Origin of the sequence: Pseudomonas chlororaphis subsp. chlororaphis, assembly GCF_003945765.1 — a bacterium.
In the GTDB taxonomy this organism is placed as follows: Bacteria; Pseudomonadota; Gammaproteobacteria; order Pseudomonadales; family Pseudomonadaceae; genus Aquipseudomonas; species Aquipseudomonas chlororaphis.
Window position 1 is genome coordinate 4,804,967 of the sequence record NZ_CP027712.1, and the last position, 16,115, is coordinate 4,821,081.

Consider the following 16,115-nt stretch of genomic DNA (forward strand, 5'->3'; position numbering starts at 1 on the left):
CTAGCCCATGCCTATTTCATCTCAACGCCGCCCGCTCCTGCGGGTGCTGCTGGTCAGCCTGTTCGCCCTGTTGCTCAGCCCTCTCGCCACGGCCGACCAGGCCAAGCGCCTGCGTATCGGCATCACCCTGCACCCCTACTACAGCTACGTGGCCAACATCGTCGGCGACAAGGCCGAGGTCGTGCCGCTGATTCCCGCCGGCTTCAACCCCCACGCCTATGAACCGCGCGCCGAAGACATCAAGCGCATCGGCACTCTGGACGTGATCGTGCTCAATGGCGTCGGCCACGACGACTTCGCCGACCGCATGATCGAGGCCAGCGAACGCCCGGACATTCCGGTGATCGAGGCCAATCAGAACGTGCCGCTGCTGGCCGCCACCGGCATCGCCGCGCGCGGCGCCGGCAAAGTGGTCAACCCGCACACCTTCCTGTCCATCAGCGCCTCCATCGCCCAGGTCAACAACATCGCCCGCGAGCTGGGCAAGATGGACCCGGCCAACGCCAAGACCTACACCCAGAACGCCCGCGCCTACGGCAAACGCCTGCGGCAGATGCGCGCCGACGCCCTGGCCAAGCTGACCAAGGCGCCCAACGCCGACCTGCGGGTGGCCACGGTGCACGCCGCCTACGACTACCTGCTGCGCGAGTTCGGCCTGGAAGTCACCGCCGTGGTCGAGCCGGCCCATGGCATCGAGCCCAGCCCGAGCCAGTTGAAAAAGACCATCGACCAGCTGCGTGAACTGGACGTCAAGGTGATCTTCTCCGAGATGGACTTCCCGTCCACCTACGTCGACACCATCCAGCGCGAGTCCGGGGTCAAGCTGTACCCGCTGTCGCACATTTCCTACGGCGACTACAGCGCCGAAAAATACGAGAAGGAAATGGCCGGCAACCTCGACACCGTGGTCCGGGCGATCCAGGAGGCCGGCGCATGACCGCCCTGCACAGCCTGGCCCGCGGCCCGTCCATCGAATTCGACCAGGTCAGCCTGACCCTGGGTCGCACCACCATCCTCGACAACGTCAGCTTCAAGGTGCAGCCCGGCACCGTGCATGCGCTGGTCGGCCCCAACGGCGGCGGCAAGAGCTCGCTGATCAAGACCCTGCTCGGGCAGATGCCCCACCAGGGCCAGTTGCGCCTGCAATGGCCGGGCGAGCCGGGGGTGATCGGCTATGTGCCGCAAGCCCTGGAATTCGACCGCGGCCTGCCGATGACCGTCGACGACTTCATGGCCGCCATGTGCCAGCGCCGCCCGGCTTTCCTCGGCCTCAGCCGGCATTACGCCACGGCCATAGGCGAAGCCCTGGAACGGGTCGGCATGCAGGACAAACGCAAGCGGCGCATGGGCGCCCTGTCCGGTGGTGAACGCCAGCGGGTGCTGCTGGCCCAGGGGCTGATCCCGGCGCCGCAACTGCTGGTGCTGGACGAACCGATGTCGGCCCTCGACGAAGCCGGCATCCAGGTCTTCGAGCGCCTGCTCGGCGACTGGCGCCAGGCCGGGATCACCCTGCTGTGGATCGAGCACGACCTGGAAGCGGTCGGCCGCCTGGCGGACCGGGTCACCGGCCTGCATCGCCGCGTGCTGTTCGACGCCCACCCGCAGCAGGCGCTGACCCCGGAACGCCTGCTGACGCTGTTTTCCACCCACCCGCGCAGCGCGGATATCGTCAGCGGGAGTGTTGCCTGATGAGTTACGAAGCCTTTCGTCTGATGGTCCAGGGCTGGGCCTCCTCCGGTTACCTGCCAGAAGCCCTGGCCTATGGGTTTGTGGTCAACGCCCTGCTCGCCGGCTTGCTGATCGGCCCGGTGCTGGGCGGGTTGGGCACTTTGGTAGTGGTCAAGCGCTTCGCGTTCTTCTCCGAAGCGGTGGGCCACGCGGCGCTGACCGGCGTGGCCATCGGCATCCTGCTCGGCGAGCCCTACACAGGCCCTTACGGCAGCCTGTTCGGCTACTGCCTGCTGTTCGGCATCCTGCTCAACTACCTGCGCAACCGCACCGGCCTGGCGCCGGACACCCTGATCGGGGTGTTCCTGTCGGTGTCCCTGGCCCTGGGCGCCAGCCTGCTGCTGATCCTCGCCGGCAAGATCAACGTGCACATCCTGGAAAACGTGCTGTTCGGTTCGGTGCTCACGGTCAACGGCAACGACCTGCTGGTGCTGCTGATCGTCGGCGCCCTGGTGATGGGCCTGAGCCTGCCGCTGTACAACCGCATCATGCTGGCCAGCTTCAACCCGCAACTGGCGGCGGTGCGCGGTGTCGCGGTGAAAACCCTGGACTACCTGTTCGTGATCCTGGTGACCCTGATCACCGTGGCCGCGGTGAAAGTCATAGGCGCGATCCTGGTCGGCGCCCTGCTGGTGATCCCGGCGGCGGCCGCGCGCCTGCTGAGCCAGTCGCTCAAGGGCTTTTTCTGGATCTCGGTGCTGATCGCCACAGTCAGCACCCTGTGCGGCATCCTGCTGCCGATCCTCTTCGACCTGCCCGTCCCCTCCGGCGCCGCGATCATCCTGGTGGCCGGTGTCGCCTTCGCCCTGGCCGCCGTTGCCCGCGGCATTGTCCCCAGCCTCAAAGGGAATATCGGATAAATGCACAGTTCATTACGTCACCTGACACGCCCTCTGACTTTGGCCCTGGCCCTCGCTGGGCTGGGCAGCGCGCCGGCCCTGGCCCAGCCGGACCGTTTCGAACCGATGCGCGTCACCGCCAACCAGAGCCTGGGCACCACGGCGCTGCACAGCGCCAGCTCACCCAAGCCACTCACCGTGCTGGCCTCGCTACCGATCACCTTCGGCCTCGGCCAGTGGCTGCTACAAGGCACCGATGTGCGACTCGAACGCGCCGCCCCCGACAACCTGCCGGGCTCGCGCCAGACTGCCTACTTCACCGGTCGCGGCGCCCCGGCGCTGCATAAGCTGGCCCTCGACGCCGACGCGGTGATCGGCCTGCGCTCGATCTGGCCGGACGACCCGCTGTACCCCAATGCGCGGCGCAGCAACATCCGCATCGTCGAAGTCGATGCCGCGCGCCCGGTGGATGGCGCCCTGCCCGGGGTCGCCCTGCAGCCCGGCAAGAGCGACGGCCTGAACAGCCAGCCGTGGCTGTCGAGCAATAACCTGGGGCGCATGGCCGATGTGCTGGCCGCCGATCTGGTGCGCCTGGCCCCGGCCGCCAAGCCAAAGATCGACGCCAACCTGGCCAGCCTCAAGCAGCGCCTGCTCAAGCTCAGCGCCGATAGCGAGGGGCAACTGGCCAATGCCGACAACCTCAGTGTGCTCAGCCTCAGCGATCACTTCGGTTATCTGGCCAGCGGGCTCAACCTGGAGCTGCTGGAGGTCGACGCCCGCGCCGACAACGAGTGGACGCCCGAAGCCCTGCAGCAACTGCAAACCCGGCTCAAGCACAACGACGTGGCCATCGTCCTGCATCACCGCCAGCCGTCCGACGCGATCAAGGCCGTCATCAGCGCCGCCGGCAGCCAGTTGCTGGTGCTGCAAACCGACAGCGCCGACCCGCTGGCGGAGCTGGAGAACAGCATCGGCCAGATCACCAGTGCCCTCGCCCCGAAAACCTGACCCGCCACGCTCCTACAGGGGAAATGGCGCGGCTTACAAATTCCCCCAAGAATCACCCGCCTCGGCGGTGCTAGCCTGCTGCTCCCATCGAACGGACAGGAAGCCCCGCCATGAGTGACTACCTCAAGCTCAACCAGGCCAACTGGGACGAGCGCGCACCGCTGCACGCGGCCTCGCCGGACTACCAGGCGCAGATGTTTGTCGACGACCCGCGGCACCTGTCCGAGGTGGTGCGTTTCGACCTGCCGCTGCTGGGCGACATCAGCGGCCTGCGCGGTGTGCATCTGCAGTGCCATATCGGCACTGACACCCTGTCGCTGGCCCGCCTCGGCGCGCGGATGACCGGGCTGGACTTCTCCCCCGCGTCCCTGGCCGAAGCCCGCAGCCTGGCGGCGCGCACCGGGAGCGCCATCGAGTTCGTCGAGTCCGACGTCTACAAGGCCTGCGAGGTGCTGCCCAAAGGCGCGTTCGATCTGGTCTACACCGGTATCGGCGCTCTGTGCTGGCTGCCCAGCGTCGACACCTGGGCGCGTAATGTCAGCGAATTGCTCAAGCCCGGCGGCCGGCTGTTTATCCGCGAAGGCCACCCGATGCTCTGGGCCCTGGACGAAAGCCGCGAGGATGCGCTGGTGGTCGAACTGCCCTACTTCGAGCGCAGCGAACCGCTGGTGTGGGACGACGACAGCACCTACGTCAGTACCGACCGACCGCTCAAGGCCACGGTGACCCATGCGTGGAACCACGGCCTGGGGGAAATCGTCAGCGCGCTGCTCAAGCACGGCCTGGACATCAGCGGCCTGGTGGAACACCAGAGCATCCCCTGGGAAGCCCTGCCCGGGCAGATGCGCTATGACGGGCAAGGCGAATGGCACCTGCAACACGCCCCTTGGCGCCTGCCATTGAGCTACACCTTGCAGGCCGTCAAACGCCTGGGCTGACGCCCACAAAAAAGCCCGCTGGACCTGCGGGGTTCAACGGGCTTTTGCACCCTGTAGCCGCTGCCGCAGGCTGCGATCGACCGGAACGGTCGTCAGCGATCTTAAGAGCGCCGAAGCCCTATCGGGCTTATCGCAGCCTGCGGCAGCGGCTACGGGTCAACGTCAGTACGGGGTAATCAGTTGGCCGCCGCCTGGGCGTCCATCTTCTGCCGCAGGCTCAGCGGACGCATGTCGGTCCACACCTCTTCGATGTAGGCCAGGCACTCTTTCTTGAAGCCGCTCTTGCCCACGGTGCGCCAGCCCTGTGGCACAGCCTTGTAGTCCGGCCAGATCGAATACTGCTCCTCATGGTTGACCACTACCTGGAAGAGGATGTCCTCGCGGTCGAATACTGAAGTCATTACGTGTCTCCATCGCTGTAAGGCTCGCTGCGCTGAACGCACAGCGGTTGTGAATAAGGAACGTTCCAGGGCCGCGAAAAATTAGAGGCTGGCGACCGCCGCCGCCAAAGCCCGGCTGAAAATATCCGCCACCTGGTCGATTTGCGCCGCGGTGATCACCAGCGGCGGCAGGAACCGCACCACGCTGCCATGGCGCCCGCCCATTTCCAGGATCAACCCGCGCTTGAGGCATTCACGCTGCACCAGCGGCGCCAGGCGACTGAACTGCGGCGGATGGCCCAGGGCGTCTTTCTCGCCGGCCGGGTCCACCAGCTCGATCCCCAGCATCAGGCCGCGCCCGCGAATGTCGCCCATCTGCGGATAGTCGCGCTGCAGGATCCGCAGGTGCTCGCGCAAACGCTCGCCCATGGCGGCGGCATGCTCGGCCACCTGGTGTTCCTTGAGGTAGCGCATCACCGCGGAACCGGTGGCCATGGCCATCTGATTGCCACGGAAGGTACCGGCATGGGCGCCCGGCAGCCAGGTGTCGAGCCAGTCGCGGTAGACCACCACCGCCATCGGCAGGCTGCCGCCGATGGCCTTGGACAGCACCACCACATCCGGAATGATCCCGGCGTGCTCGAAGGCGAACATCTTGCCGGTACGACCGAAGCCGCTCTGGATCTCGTCGACGATCAAGGCCACCCCGGCCTTTTCAGTGATCCGACGCACGCCGCGCAACCAGTCGAGGTCGGCGGGAATCACCCCACCCTCGCCCTGCACCGCTTCGACGATGATCGCCGCCGGCAGCTGCACGCCGGCTTCCGGATCGCTCAGCAGGTTTTCCAGGTAGCTCAGGTTGGCCTTGACCCCCGCTTCGCCACCCAGGCCGAACGGGCAGCGGTAGTCGTAAGGGAACGGCAGGATCTGCACGCCAGTGGTCAGCAGCGCACCCAACGGGCGCTTCGGCCCCAGGCTGCCCATCAGGCTCAAGGCGCCCTGGGTCATGCCGTGGTAGGCGCCCTGGAACGACAGCACAGTGCTGCGGCCGGTGGCGGTGCGGGTCAGCTTCAGCGCCGCTTCCACGGCGTCGGTGCCGGTGGGGCCGCAGAACTGGATTTTCGCTTCAGCGGCCAGGGCGGGCGGCAACAGGCCGAACAGATCCTGGACGAACTGGTCCTTGACCGGGGTGGTCAGGTCCAGGGTCAGCAGCGGCAGCTCATCGGCCAGCACCTGCCGGATGGCCTCGATCACCACCGGGTGGTTGTGGCCCAGGGCCAGGGTCCCGGCACCGGCCAGGCAGTCGATGAAACGCCGGCCTTCGACGTCCTCGACATGAATCCCGCTCGCCCGCTTGAGCGCCAGCGGGATCCGCCGCGGGTAACTGCGGGCATTGGACTCCTGCTGGTTCTGCCGGGCCAGCAACGGCGATTCGGTGAACTGGTAAAGCGTCTCGGCAGGCGCGGGACTGGTCCGCGCGGGCTGATCGTCGACAAGGCTGGTAGCAACTGACATCTCTCGAATCCTCACGCTGATGAGTTGAGCGAAACCGCACACCACACAGGTACGCAGCCGGTTCAGCGCGCACTCGCAGGTTTTCCTGTTCTGGAAACGCATCAGCGACGAGAGGATTTACACCCGGGAGAGGTTTATTGCGTATCAACCATAAAGGTTGTGGCGAACATGAGAATGCCATCGCGGGCAAGCCTCGCTCCTACAGATATCACTTCTGTAGGAGCGAGGCTTGCCCGCGATGAGGCCCTCAGGCCGCTTGCAGCGGCATGGTCAGCTCGACCCGCAAGCCATCGGGCCGGCTGTCGAAGTGCAGCACGCAACCGCAACGCTGGACGATCGCCTGGACGATGGCCAGGCCCAGGCCGCAACCGGTGCTCTGGCCGTTGCGCCAGAAGCGCTGGGTCAGGTGCTGCAAGTCGTCCTCGGGAATGCCGTCACCGTGGTCGCGCACCTGGAAACGCACGCGATTGCCGATGGTTTCCAGGTTCAGCTCCACCGGCGCATCGCTCGGGGTGTGGCGCAGGGCATTGTCCAGCAGGTTGCGCAGCGCGGCGATGGCCAGCACCGAGGGCATTTCCAGCGGCGCCGACGACACCCGCTCGTCGATGTGCAGCCTGACCCGCTGCCGGGCACCGCTGGCGGCGTCCTGGATCGCGGTCTTCGCCACCTGTTCGGCACTGCACTGCACGCCGTCCTCGAACGACAGACTGCCTTCGACCCGCGCCAGCAACAGCAGTTGCTCCAGGGTCCGGTGCAGACGGTCGGCGCCTTCTTCGGCGCGCGCCAGGGATTGATCGCGGGCCGCGCCGTCGGTCATCCGCGCCACTTGCAGGTGAGTCTTGATCGCCGTCAGCGGGCTGCGCAATTCGTGGGCGGCGTCACCGGTCAGGCGGCGCTCGCGTTCGAGGGTCTTGCCGATGCGCTGGAACAACTGGTTCTGGGTTTCCAGCAATGGCCGCAGCTCGCTGGGCAGCGGCTGGATCTGCAACGGCTCCAGGGAGTCGGCGCTGCGGCGCATCAGGGCATCGCGCATGCGGTTCAGCGGCGCCAGGCCCTGGCCGATCCCCAGCCACAACAACCACAGGCAACCGAGCAAGGCCACGCCGACCGGCACCGAGGCGGCCAGCAGCACCGACATGTTCAGCGCTTCACGCTCGACCTGGCGATCGGCGGTGGTGATACGCAGGTCGCCCCGGGCCAGGGTGAAACTGCGCCAGCGCACACCGTCGATCATCTGGTCGTGAAAGCCCATGCGCTCGGCTTCGAGCTTTTCGTCGGGATGGTTATGGCTGCGGGCGAGGATCTCGCCGCGCAGGGAGCTGACCTGGCAGGCCATGCCCCCGGGAATGTTCAGCTGTTCGGCGCTGAAATGGGTGCCCTCGCCCTTGCTCGGCAACGCCGGCAATTGTTCCAGCAGGCCGGCGACCATGCGCGCCGACGCCACCAGGCGCTGGTCGAGGGAAAACATCATCTGGTTGCGCAGGTCGCTGAACATCCAGGCCGCGGCCAGCGCCCAGATCAGCACGAAGGCCGCGCCGATGGTCAGGCTCAGGCGCAAACGCAGGCTCATCACTTACGACTCCTCCCCGCCATCCGCCGGCCCCAGGCGATAGCCCAGGCCGCGCACAGTCTCGACGATGCCGTTGCCGAGTTTGCGCCGCAGGTGGTGGATGTGCACGTTGAGGGCGTTGCTTTCCAGTTCGTCGTTGAAACCGTAGACGCTGTCCTTGAGCTGCTCGCTGGACAGCACCCGGCCACGGTTGTGCAGCAGCGCCTGGAGCAGCGCCTGCTCGCGCCGCGACAGGTCCACCGGCTGGCCGCCGAGCTGGGTTTCGCGGGTGCTTGGGTCGTAGGTCAGGCGGCCGTGCTCGATCAGGTTGACGCTGCGCCCCGCCACCCGGCGCAACAGGGTATGCAGGCGCGCCGCCAGTTCCCGCAGGTCGAAGGGCTTGAGCAGGTAATCGTCGGCGCCGGCCTGCAGGCCGTCGACCCGGTCGGTGACCGAGTCCCGCGCGGTGAGGATCAGTACGGGGATTTCCAGGCCGTTGTGGCGCAGTTGCTTGAGCAGTTTCAGGCCGTCCTCGTCGGGCAGGCCGAGGTCGAGCACCATCACGTCGAATTCCGCCACGCCGAGCATGGCCCGCGCCGCCGAGGCGGTGGCCACGTGCTCGACCGTCAGGCCCTGGGCCGTGAGGCCGGCCACGATCCCGCTGGCGATCAGCTCATCATCTTCACAGACAAGTACGTGCATGGTGGAACCTGTAGAAAAGTGGGCATTAAATCGAGCGCCGATTAAGCCGACATTATGCCTGCACCGCTAGTGCCACAAGGCGTGCAGGGTTAATCATCGGTTAATCGCCATCGGCCATTGTGCGGTCACTTGCACCGGTTTAAGGCTTTTCCATGCGTCGTCTGTTCATCCTGTTGTTCATGCTGCTGTCGGGCCTGGCCCAGGCGGGTAACAACCCGTTCGAGGTCAAACCCGACTTTCTCCCGGTCGGCAAAGCCTTCGTCTTCACCTCCGAACGCCTGGCGTCGGGGGAAACCCAGCTGTTCTGGCAGATCGCCGACGGCTATTACCTGTATCAGCAACGGCTGAAATTCGACGGCCTGGCGGAGGCGCACACACCGGCGCTGCCCGAGGGCGAGGCCCACAGCGACGAATTCTTCGGCGCGCAGCAGGTGTATCGCCAGGGCCTGGAACTGAAAATCCCCGCCGGCGCCACCGGCAAGGTCAAGGTCGGCTGGCAAGGCTGTGCCGACGCTGGCCTGTGCTACCCGCCGCAATCTCTGGAAGTCGACCTGGGCGGCAACCCGGCCATCGCCGGCAATCCCCCCGAGGCCAGCGACCAGTCCCTGGCCAGCGGCCTGCAACAGCGGGCCCTGGGCTGGAGCCTGCTGGTGTTCTTCGGCCTCGGCCTGCTGTTGGCCTTCGCCCCCTGCTCGCTGCCGATGCTGCCGATCCTCGCCGGCCTGGTGGTGGGCAGCGGCGCCAGCCCGCGGCGCGGCTTCGCCCTGGCCGGCAGCTATGTGGTGTGCATGGCGTTGGTCTATGCCGCGATGGGCGTGCTGGCCGCGCTGCTCGGCGCCAACCTGCAAGCCCTGCTGCAACAGCCCTGGCTGCTGGGCAGCTTTGCCGCAGTGTTCGTGATCCTCGCGCTGCCGATGTTCGGTTTCTTCGAGATGCAATTGCCGGCGGCCCTGCGCGATCGCCTGGAAAACGCCAGCCGCTCGCGCAGCGGCGGCAGCCTGGTCGGCGCCGGGGTGCTCGGCGCCCTGTCCGGCCTGCTGGTCGGCCCGTGCATGACCGCGCCGCTGGCCGGCGCCCTGCTGTACATCGCCCAGAGCGGCAATGCCCTGCACGGCGGGCTGATCCTGTTCGTCATGGGCCTGGGCATCGGCCTGCCGCTGTTGTTGCTGGTGACGGTGGGCAACCGCTTCCTGCCCAAGCCCGGCCCGTGGATGAACCTGCTCAAGGGCGTGTTCGGCTTCCTCTTTCTCGGCACCGCCATCGTGCTGCTGCGCCCGGTGCTCGACGAGTCGCTGTGGATAGGCTTGTGGGGCGCGCTGGCGCTGATCCTGGCCTACACCGCCTGGCAGCAGATGCGCGCGGCCGGGCGCGCCGGTCATTTGTTCGGCGCAGGTTCAGTGGTGTTCGGCCTGTGGGGCAGCCTGCTGCTAGTGGGCGCCGCCGGTGGCAGCGACGACCTGTGGCGACCGCTGAAGGTCTACAGCGGCGGCAATGGCGTGGCGACCGTCAGCGCCCACGACGCCTTCAGCACCGTCAACGACCCGGCCGCCCTGCAAGGCGCCCTCGACACGGCCAGGACCCAGGGCCAGTGGGTGCTGCTGGACTACTACGCTGACTGGTGCGTGTCCTGCAAGATCATGGAAAAACAGGTGTTCGGCCAACCCCAGGTCCTCGAGGCCCTGAAAGACGTGCGCCTGCTGCGCCTGGACGTGACGGCCGACAACGCCGCCAGCCGCGAACTGCTCAACCGGTATAAAGTGCCGGGGCCGCCGAGCCTGCTGTGGATCGGCCCGGACGGCGAAGAACGCCGCAGCCAGCGGATTACCGGTGAGGTAGACGCGGCTGCCTTCCTGCAACGCTGGACCGCTACCCGAGAAGCCCGTTGATGCTGACCTTTACCATCGGCACCTTTGCCATCGCGCTCAACCACCTGCTGCTGATCAGTGCTCTGGCGCTGGCCACCCTTGTCGGCTGGCGAGTCGCCAAGCGCGGTGGCGAGAACCCGGAATCGGTGCTGTTCGGCCTGTTCCTGCTGGGCATGCTGGCGGCGCGCATCGGCTTCGTGGTCGCCTACTGGAAGCATTATCGCCACGACCTCTGGCAGATCATCGACCTGCGCGACGGCGGTTTCCTCGCCTGGCCGGGGGCCATCGTCCTGCTGCTGGCCGCCCTCGCCTGGGGCTGGCGCCGCCCGGCCCTGCGCCAGCCGCTGGGCGCCGGGGTCGGCAGCGGCCTGGCGTTCTGGCTGCTCGCCACCCTGTCCCTGAGCCTTTTCGAACAAGGCACGCGGCTGCCGGAAATCGCCCTGCGCAACCCCGACGGCGCCACCGTGCAACTGACCAGTTACCAGGGCAAACCGCTGGTGATTAATCTCTGGGCCACCTGGTGCCCGCCCTGCCGTCGGGAAATGCCGGTACTGGAAAGAGCCCAGCAGCAGCGCCCGGACCTGACCTTCCTGTTCGTCAACCAGGCCGAAAGCATGCAGAGCGTCAGCACCTTCCTGGCCACCCAGGAGTTGAACCTGAACAACGTGCTGTTCGACGGCAGCGGCCGCCTGGGCAAGGCCGTGGGCTCCATGGCGCTACCGACTACGCTGTTCTACAGCGCCGACGGGCGCCTGCTCGGCAGCCACCTGGGCGAGCTGTCCGAAGCCAGCCTGGCCCGCGCCCTGGAACATTTCGACTCAGCGCATTCGACCACGGCCACGCAGGCCGCCCCTTCAAGGAAATTGCCATGCCTTTCATCCGCCACCTGCTGAGCCTGTCCCTGGGCGCCGCCCTGCTCCAGGCCCCGCTGCTGCACGCCGAAGAACTGCCACTAGCAATCAAGAACATCGAAGCCAAAGGCGCCAAGATCGTCGGCAGCTTCGATGCCCCGGACGGCCTCAAGGGCTATGCCGCGCAGTACCAGAACCGCGGCATGGCCCTGTACCTGACGCCGGACGGCAAGCATGTGCTGCTGGGCAATCTGTACGACGCCGACGGCAAGGACCTGAGCGCCGAACCGCTGCAGAAACTGGTGTACGCGCCAATGGCCAAGGCCGTCTGGGCCAAGATGGAAAAGAGCCACTGGATCGCCGATGGCAAGGCCGACGCGCCGCGCGTGATCTACCTGTTCAGCGACCCCAACTGCCCTTACTGCAACATGTTCTGGGAACAGGCGCGGCCCTGGGTAAACGCCGGCAAGGTCCAGCTGCGGCACATTATGGTCGGCATCATCCGCGAAGACAGCCCGGGCAAATCCGCCGCCCTGCTGGCCGCCAAAGACCCGCAGAAAGCCCTGCAGGACCACGAGAAAGCCGGCAAGGGCAGCAGCCTCAAGCCCCTGGCCAAAATCCCCGCCGAAGTCCAGGCCAAGCTCGACGCCAACATGGCGCTGATGGACGAACTGGAGCTGTCCGCCACCCCGGCGATCTTCTACATGGACGACAAGGGCGAGTTGCAACAGCAACAAGGCGCGCCCGCGCCGGACAAGCTGGGCAAGATTTTCGGGCCCAAGTAAACCTTGAATCCGGCGGCGCTCGTTACGCCGCCATCGCGAGCAAGCTTCGCTCCTACAGAGGCCGCGCTCTTCTGACCGGTCGCGTTTTTCTGTAGGAGCGAGGCTTGCCCGCGATAGAGCCCTCAAAAACACCGAAAATCAACGGCCCTGCCGCCCATCCAGCAACGCATCCACCACCGCCCTGGCCATTTCCACGGAATGGACCATCGACCAGATCAGCCCACGCTCCAGGCCACTGCCGCGTTCGGTGATTTCATCGCTGACTTCTTCAGCGCATTTGAGCAAGAGCGAGACATGCACCAGGGCTTCTTCGGCGCTGATGCCTTCGCGCACGTGGAACAAGGAATCCGGGGTGACGCGTACCGACGAAGTGGCAGGCAGAGATGCAAACGGCACAGCCTCGACAGGCTGCTCGGCCAAGGACTGGCGCAGGGTCTGATTGGCCCGTTTCAGTTCGGGAAAACGGTAGGTGCTGGGGGAATCGCTGGGTGGATCGGGGACTAGCTTTTTCATGGTTGAGTTCCTTGCAGAGAAAAGGAACTGACACCGTTCGCTTGCACACGAATTAAGGTGGCAGCCGTACGCAGGTGTGCAAGACCGAGTCTGCAAGAACACCCGGCAGATCCGAAGATCTCCCGCGCACGGCCGCCATAACACCGCGGACATGAAAACGCTCAATCAACTCTGAGCGTTTGTGCGTCTTTGCAGAATTCGGACTTGCACATCCGAGTCATCGATTTAGCGATGACTTCGGCAGACTAGCCCCGCATACAGGCGCACTCAAGCGCGCAGAAGTTTCTAGGAAAAGCCTTACAAAAGAAAGCGAATCAGCCCCCTGTAGCCGCTGCCGAGCCTGCGAGGCTGCGATCGACTGCGCAGCAGGCGCCAAACCTGCCCATGCGGTGTGTCAGGCAAAATCCCGTCGCCTGGTTTGCGGCCGCTTCGTCGGAATGCCGCGCAGCCCGATCGCAGCCTCGCAGGCTCGGCAGCGGCTACAGGGGCGTGTCAGATTTCGGCATTTGTGCCTAAGGCTCAGGCGAACTCGTCCGGCGCTTCGCGGGCGAGGATGTTTTCCAGCTCGCCAGTGTCTGCCCGTTCGTTGAGGATGGCACTGACCTGATCGACCCAGACCTTTTCCGAGGCAATCCCGGCCCACGACTGGCTGCCAAAGCCGTGATACGGACGGTCATCGAAGGTGCTGATCAGCAGTTGGTTGAAGCGCACCGTTTCCAGGTTCTTGCGCTGGATCTGCATCTGCAGCGCCCCCAGCACCTTCTGCTGCTCTTGCGGGTTCGGGCGATAGCTGAAGAGCCGCGGCGAGCTGAGCACCAGGAACTCCGGTGGAAGGTTTTCATCGATGGCCGCCTGCAAGCGGTAATGGCCATCGAGAATCAGGTGACAGCTCAGGCCGCTGACGTACCACAGCAGGATGGGCGGCAAGCTGCCTTCGCGGGCTTTCTTGCGCCACCATTTGAGGCGCCCGGAATGTGGGTCCACTGCATGCAGGCCGACCACCGCGCCGCCACTCTCGCCCAACTCGACCCAGCGCGCCGCGCCGGGTTGCCGGTTGTCGAGGATGTTGCGGCCGTAGATCGCCCACTGCGGCATATGGCTCAGGGCATCTTCGCCGCCCTTGAAGTACCAGGCGTCGGTGCCGCTCAGCAACGGCCGCATCGGCTTGAGGGATTCCGGGCGCAGGGCCCGTACCAGCCAGTAGCCGGGGTAGAAAAAGTCCGGTTGGTGCTGCATCAACTGCTGGACGAAAAAGCGGCTCCAGGCCTTGAGGCGCAGGGCCGGGTCGAGGCGTAGCTGTTGCTCCACCTGGGGCGAATCGATGGGGTCCACCAGGGTTTGCGGCAACTGCTCCAGCAGGTGATTGCGTACCAGCCACACGCCATAAAGGCAGCGGGACATGGTGCCCCAGAGCAGCGTCTGGTCACCCAGCACCAGTTGCATGCGTCGGTTGTTGCCACTGAGCAGGCGCAAGTTCGGCTTGCCGCTGGCCGGGTGCTGGACGTCCACCCCGAGGCCGTTCCAGTTGCCCGCCAGATCCTCGATATCGCGCCAGTAAATCTGTTCCGTCATCGCCCCTGTCCCTGAATGAAAACGCCCGGCGCAGGTGCTTGGGCCTGCGCCGGGCGCGACTATAGCAGAGGGTCGGGTGGTGGCCGTGGGATCGCATCGCGGGCAATCGAGCGTCGACCGGCCGCTCCTACAGAAGAATGCGATCCACCAGGTGAAATACGGTTTCTGTAGGAGCGAAGCTTGCTCGCAATAACGTCAGCCCAAACGCCGCCGAGGCATCAGCAGGAATACCGCTCCGCCAAAAACTTCAACAACGCCTCGGTGACAAACGCCGGATTCTCCAGATTGGAGATATGCCCCGCCTCGGGCACCAGTCGGTAAGGGCAGCCGATCAGCTCGGCCATTTCCCGGGTTTCCGCAGGTGGGCGCGGCTTGTCCTGGTCGCCGCACAGCAGCAAGGTGGTCTTGGGGTCCAGCTGGTCCAGGCGCGACAGCAGGTCTGCGCGGCTGAAGGTGATGCGGCCCATGGGCACCACGCTTTCGCGCAGGCGTTCGCTGGGCAGGGCCGCGAGCACGGCGCGGAAGTCCTGGTACAGCGCCGACTGCGGGTCGATGCCAGGACGGAAGAAGATCGGTACCACGATGTCCAGCAGCTGCGGCGCGATCACCCCGCTCTCTTCGATCTGCTTGAACAGCGAGAAGTAATACTGACGGGTCGGCTCCGGCTCGGCCCCCAGATAGGTGTCCATCAGCACCAGGCCATTGATGCGCTGCGGCGCCGCCAGGGCCAGGCGCGCGCCCCACATGCCGCCCACCGACAGGCCCACCAGGGTAATGCGTTCGATCTGCAGATGATCCAGCAGCGCCAGCACCTGCCGGGCGATATCGTCCAGTGAAGCAGTGCCTTGCGGCAGCGCGCCGGACTGGCCGTGGCCCCACAGGTCCAGGGCGATCACCCGGTACTGCCGGGACAATGCCTCGATCTGCGGCGCCCACATGTTCAGGTCCCACAGGTAGCTGCCGGCCAGCAGCACCGCCGGGCCGCTGCCCTGGTCCAGGTAGTGAAGGGCTTGTCCATCAATAGTCGCGAAGGGCATCAACTGTCTCCTGTCAGGTGGGCTGCGAAAAAGCATCGGTAGACTGTGCCGGTGAAGGGTTTCAGTCAATCGGACAAGTCCGAACGACCGTGCCAGCCTGACGACCTATGTCCAAAATTAAGAATGCGGCTTAAACCTGTGCTGATAAATATTTCTTACGCTCAATGGCAAGCTCAGTCAGCGCAATCATCCGGTCGTAACGCACCAATAACATTTGCACAAAAACGTAAAGTGGCATCATCACAATAGTCGCGTATGCAAGTGCATATACCCACTCTGGCTGAGCATCCAGCTTTGGCAGCGTAGTCATAAATGCAAGTAATCCCGGCAATATACCGATCTTCTCGATTGCCCCTGCAAACATAGTCGTGCGCTTTTCAAAACTGGCTCTTTCGCTCTTAAGCTCGAGAGCACCTAACTGCAGGGTTGCAACGGGTAGATCACAAAATACATCGAGATATCGCCCATCTATTTGCATCGGAATTTTTACATTGATGCTGAGTAAATTAGAGAAAGGTGCCTGATAGACATGTCTGAGAGCGGAGCGATACAACCAAGAGCCTAGCAATGGAGAGACCAGAACTGTCAGATACGAAATACCTAACAAGATCCAGCTGTAGATGAACATCTCCCGCCAATCACCGATCCAGGCAACACCCCCTACAACGATAGAAAGAATTGCTGGAGCACATAGCGCCCACCAAAAAATTCGATTCCCCCACCGATAGGCGTTCGTGGATTTTTCCTCCTGCCTTTTTTCTCTACGGCGTTTTTTTTCAGACTGCTCAAGCTGTGTATGTATTTCAAAAAATCTCTCAATACTTTCTTGCATG

General features: G+C 64.9%; 16 protein-coding genes. 8 read left to right on the forward strand and 8 right to left on the reverse strand.

Annotation, left to right across the window (positions count from 1 at the left end; translation table 11 throughout):
• Positions 1–7 precede the first annotated feature (7 nt).
• The 5 genes from C4K27_RS21545 (at position 8) to C4K27_RS21565 (ending at position 4,513) form a co-directional block, all read left to right on the forward strand.
• Entirely contained in the window at positions 8–937 is a 930-nt protein-coding gene (locus tag C4K27_RS21545; RefSeq protein WP_007930423.1) for a metal ABC transporter substrate-binding protein, read from the forward strand.
• Positions 934–1,689, forward strand: a complete 756-nt coding sequence (locus C4K27_RS21550; protein ID WP_053262114.1) for a metal ABC transporter ATP-binding protein — start codon at positions 934–936, stop codon at positions 1,687–1,689. Before C4K27_RS21545 ends, C4K27_RS21550 begins: the two co-directional genes overlap by 4 nt.
• Positions 1,689–2,588: a metal ABC transporter permease gene (locus C4K27_RS21555; protein WP_053262115.1), complete on the forward strand. Its 900-nt coding sequence runs from the start codon at positions 1,689–1,691 to the stop codon at positions 2,586–2,588. Before C4K27_RS21550 ends, C4K27_RS21555 begins: the two co-directional genes overlap by 1 nt.
• On the forward strand, positions 2,589–3,575 hold the full coding sequence (locus C4K27_RS21560) for a metal ABC transporter solute-binding protein, Zn/Mn family (protein WP_053262116.1): 987 nt from the start codon (positions 2,589–2,591) through the stop codon (positions 3,573–3,575). It begins immediately after the preceding gene.
• A 110-nt stretch (positions 3,576–3,685) separates the two neighbouring features.
• Positions 3,686–4,513: a class I SAM-dependent methyltransferase gene (locus tag C4K27_RS21565; RefSeq protein WP_053262117.1), complete on the forward strand. Its 828-nt coding sequence runs from the start codon at positions 3,686–3,688 to the stop codon at positions 4,511–4,513.
• Between the two features lie 176 nt (positions 4,514–4,689).
• On the opposite strand, the gene C4K27_RS21570 is transcribed toward C4K27_RS21565, so the two are convergent.
• The 4 genes from C4K27_RS21570 to C4K27_RS21585 form a co-directional block, all read right to left on the reverse strand.
• Entirely contained in the window at positions 4,690–4,914 is a 225-nt protein-coding gene (locus C4K27_RS21570) for an MbtH family protein (protein ID WP_007923760.1), read from the reverse strand.
• An 81-nt stretch (positions 4,915–4,995) separates the two neighbouring features.
• Entirely contained in the window at positions 4,996–6,408 is a 1,413-nt protein-coding gene (locus C4K27_RS21575) for an aspartate aminotransferase family protein (protein ID WP_053262118.1), read from the reverse strand.
• A gap of 247 nt (positions 6,409–6,655) precedes the next feature.
• A complete protein-coding gene (locus C4K27_RS21580) occupies positions 6,656–7,981 on the reverse strand; it encodes an ATP-binding protein (RefSeq protein WP_173613354.1) in 1,326 nt (441 codons plus the stop codon).
• Positions 7,982–8,659: a response regulator gene (locus C4K27_RS21585; RefSeq protein WP_007922871.1), complete on the reverse strand. Its 678-nt coding sequence runs from the start codon at positions 8,657–8,659 to the stop codon at positions 7,982–7,984.
• Positions 8,660–8,811: 152 nt separating this feature from the next.
• On the opposite strand from C4K27_RS21585, the gene dsbD reads away from it, so the two are divergent.
• From dsbD to dsbG, 3 genes are read left to right on the forward strand one after another with little or no spacing between them, the layout of a single operon-like run.
• Entirely contained in the window at positions 8,812–10,545 is a 1,734-nt protein-coding gene (dsbD, locus tag C4K27_RS21590) for a protein-disulfide reductase DsbD (RefSeq protein ID WP_053262120.1), read from the forward strand.
• Positions 10,545–11,417, forward strand: coding sequence for a TlpA disulfide reductase family protein (locus C4K27_RS21595; RefSeq protein ID WP_007922874.1), 873 nt, complete (start codon positions 10,545–10,547; stop codon positions 11,415–11,417). The genes dsbD and C4K27_RS21595 overlap by 1 nt, the downstream gene beginning before the upstream one ends.
• Positions 11,393–12,160, forward strand: coding sequence for a thiol:disulfide interchange protein DsbG (gene dsbG / locus C4K27_RS21600; protein ID WP_053262121.1), 768 nt, complete (start codon positions 11,393–11,395; stop codon positions 12,158–12,160). Before C4K27_RS21595 ends, dsbG begins: the two co-directional genes overlap by 25 nt.
• Before the next feature lie 138 nt (positions 12,161–12,298).
• On the opposite strand, the gene C4K27_RS21605 is transcribed toward dsbG, so the two are convergent.
• From C4K27_RS21605 to C4K27_RS21620, 4 genes are all read right to left on the reverse strand, one after another.
• Complete coding sequence (locus C4K27_RS21605; protein WP_053262122.1) at positions 12,299–12,673, reverse strand: DUF6124 family protein; 375 nt, start codon at positions 12,671–12,673, stop codon at positions 12,299–12,301.
• Positions 12,674–13,192: 519 nt separating this feature from the next.
• Positions 13,193–14,245, reverse strand: coding sequence for a hypothetical protein (locus tag C4K27_RS21610; RefSeq protein ID WP_053262123.1), 1,053 nt, complete (start codon positions 14,243–14,245; stop codon positions 13,193–13,195).
• A 218-nt stretch (positions 14,246–14,463) separates the two neighbouring features.
• Entirely contained in the window at positions 14,464–15,282 is an 819-nt protein-coding gene (locus C4K27_RS21615; RefSeq protein WP_053262124.1) for an alpha/beta fold hydrolase, read from the reverse strand.
• A 130-nt stretch (positions 15,283–15,412) separates the two neighbouring features.
• Complete coding sequence (locus tag C4K27_RS21620) at positions 15,413–16,114, reverse strand: hypothetical protein (RefSeq protein ID WP_125738095.1); 702 nt, start codon at positions 16,112–16,114, stop codon at positions 15,413–15,415.
• Position 16,115 lies beyond the last annotated feature (1 nt).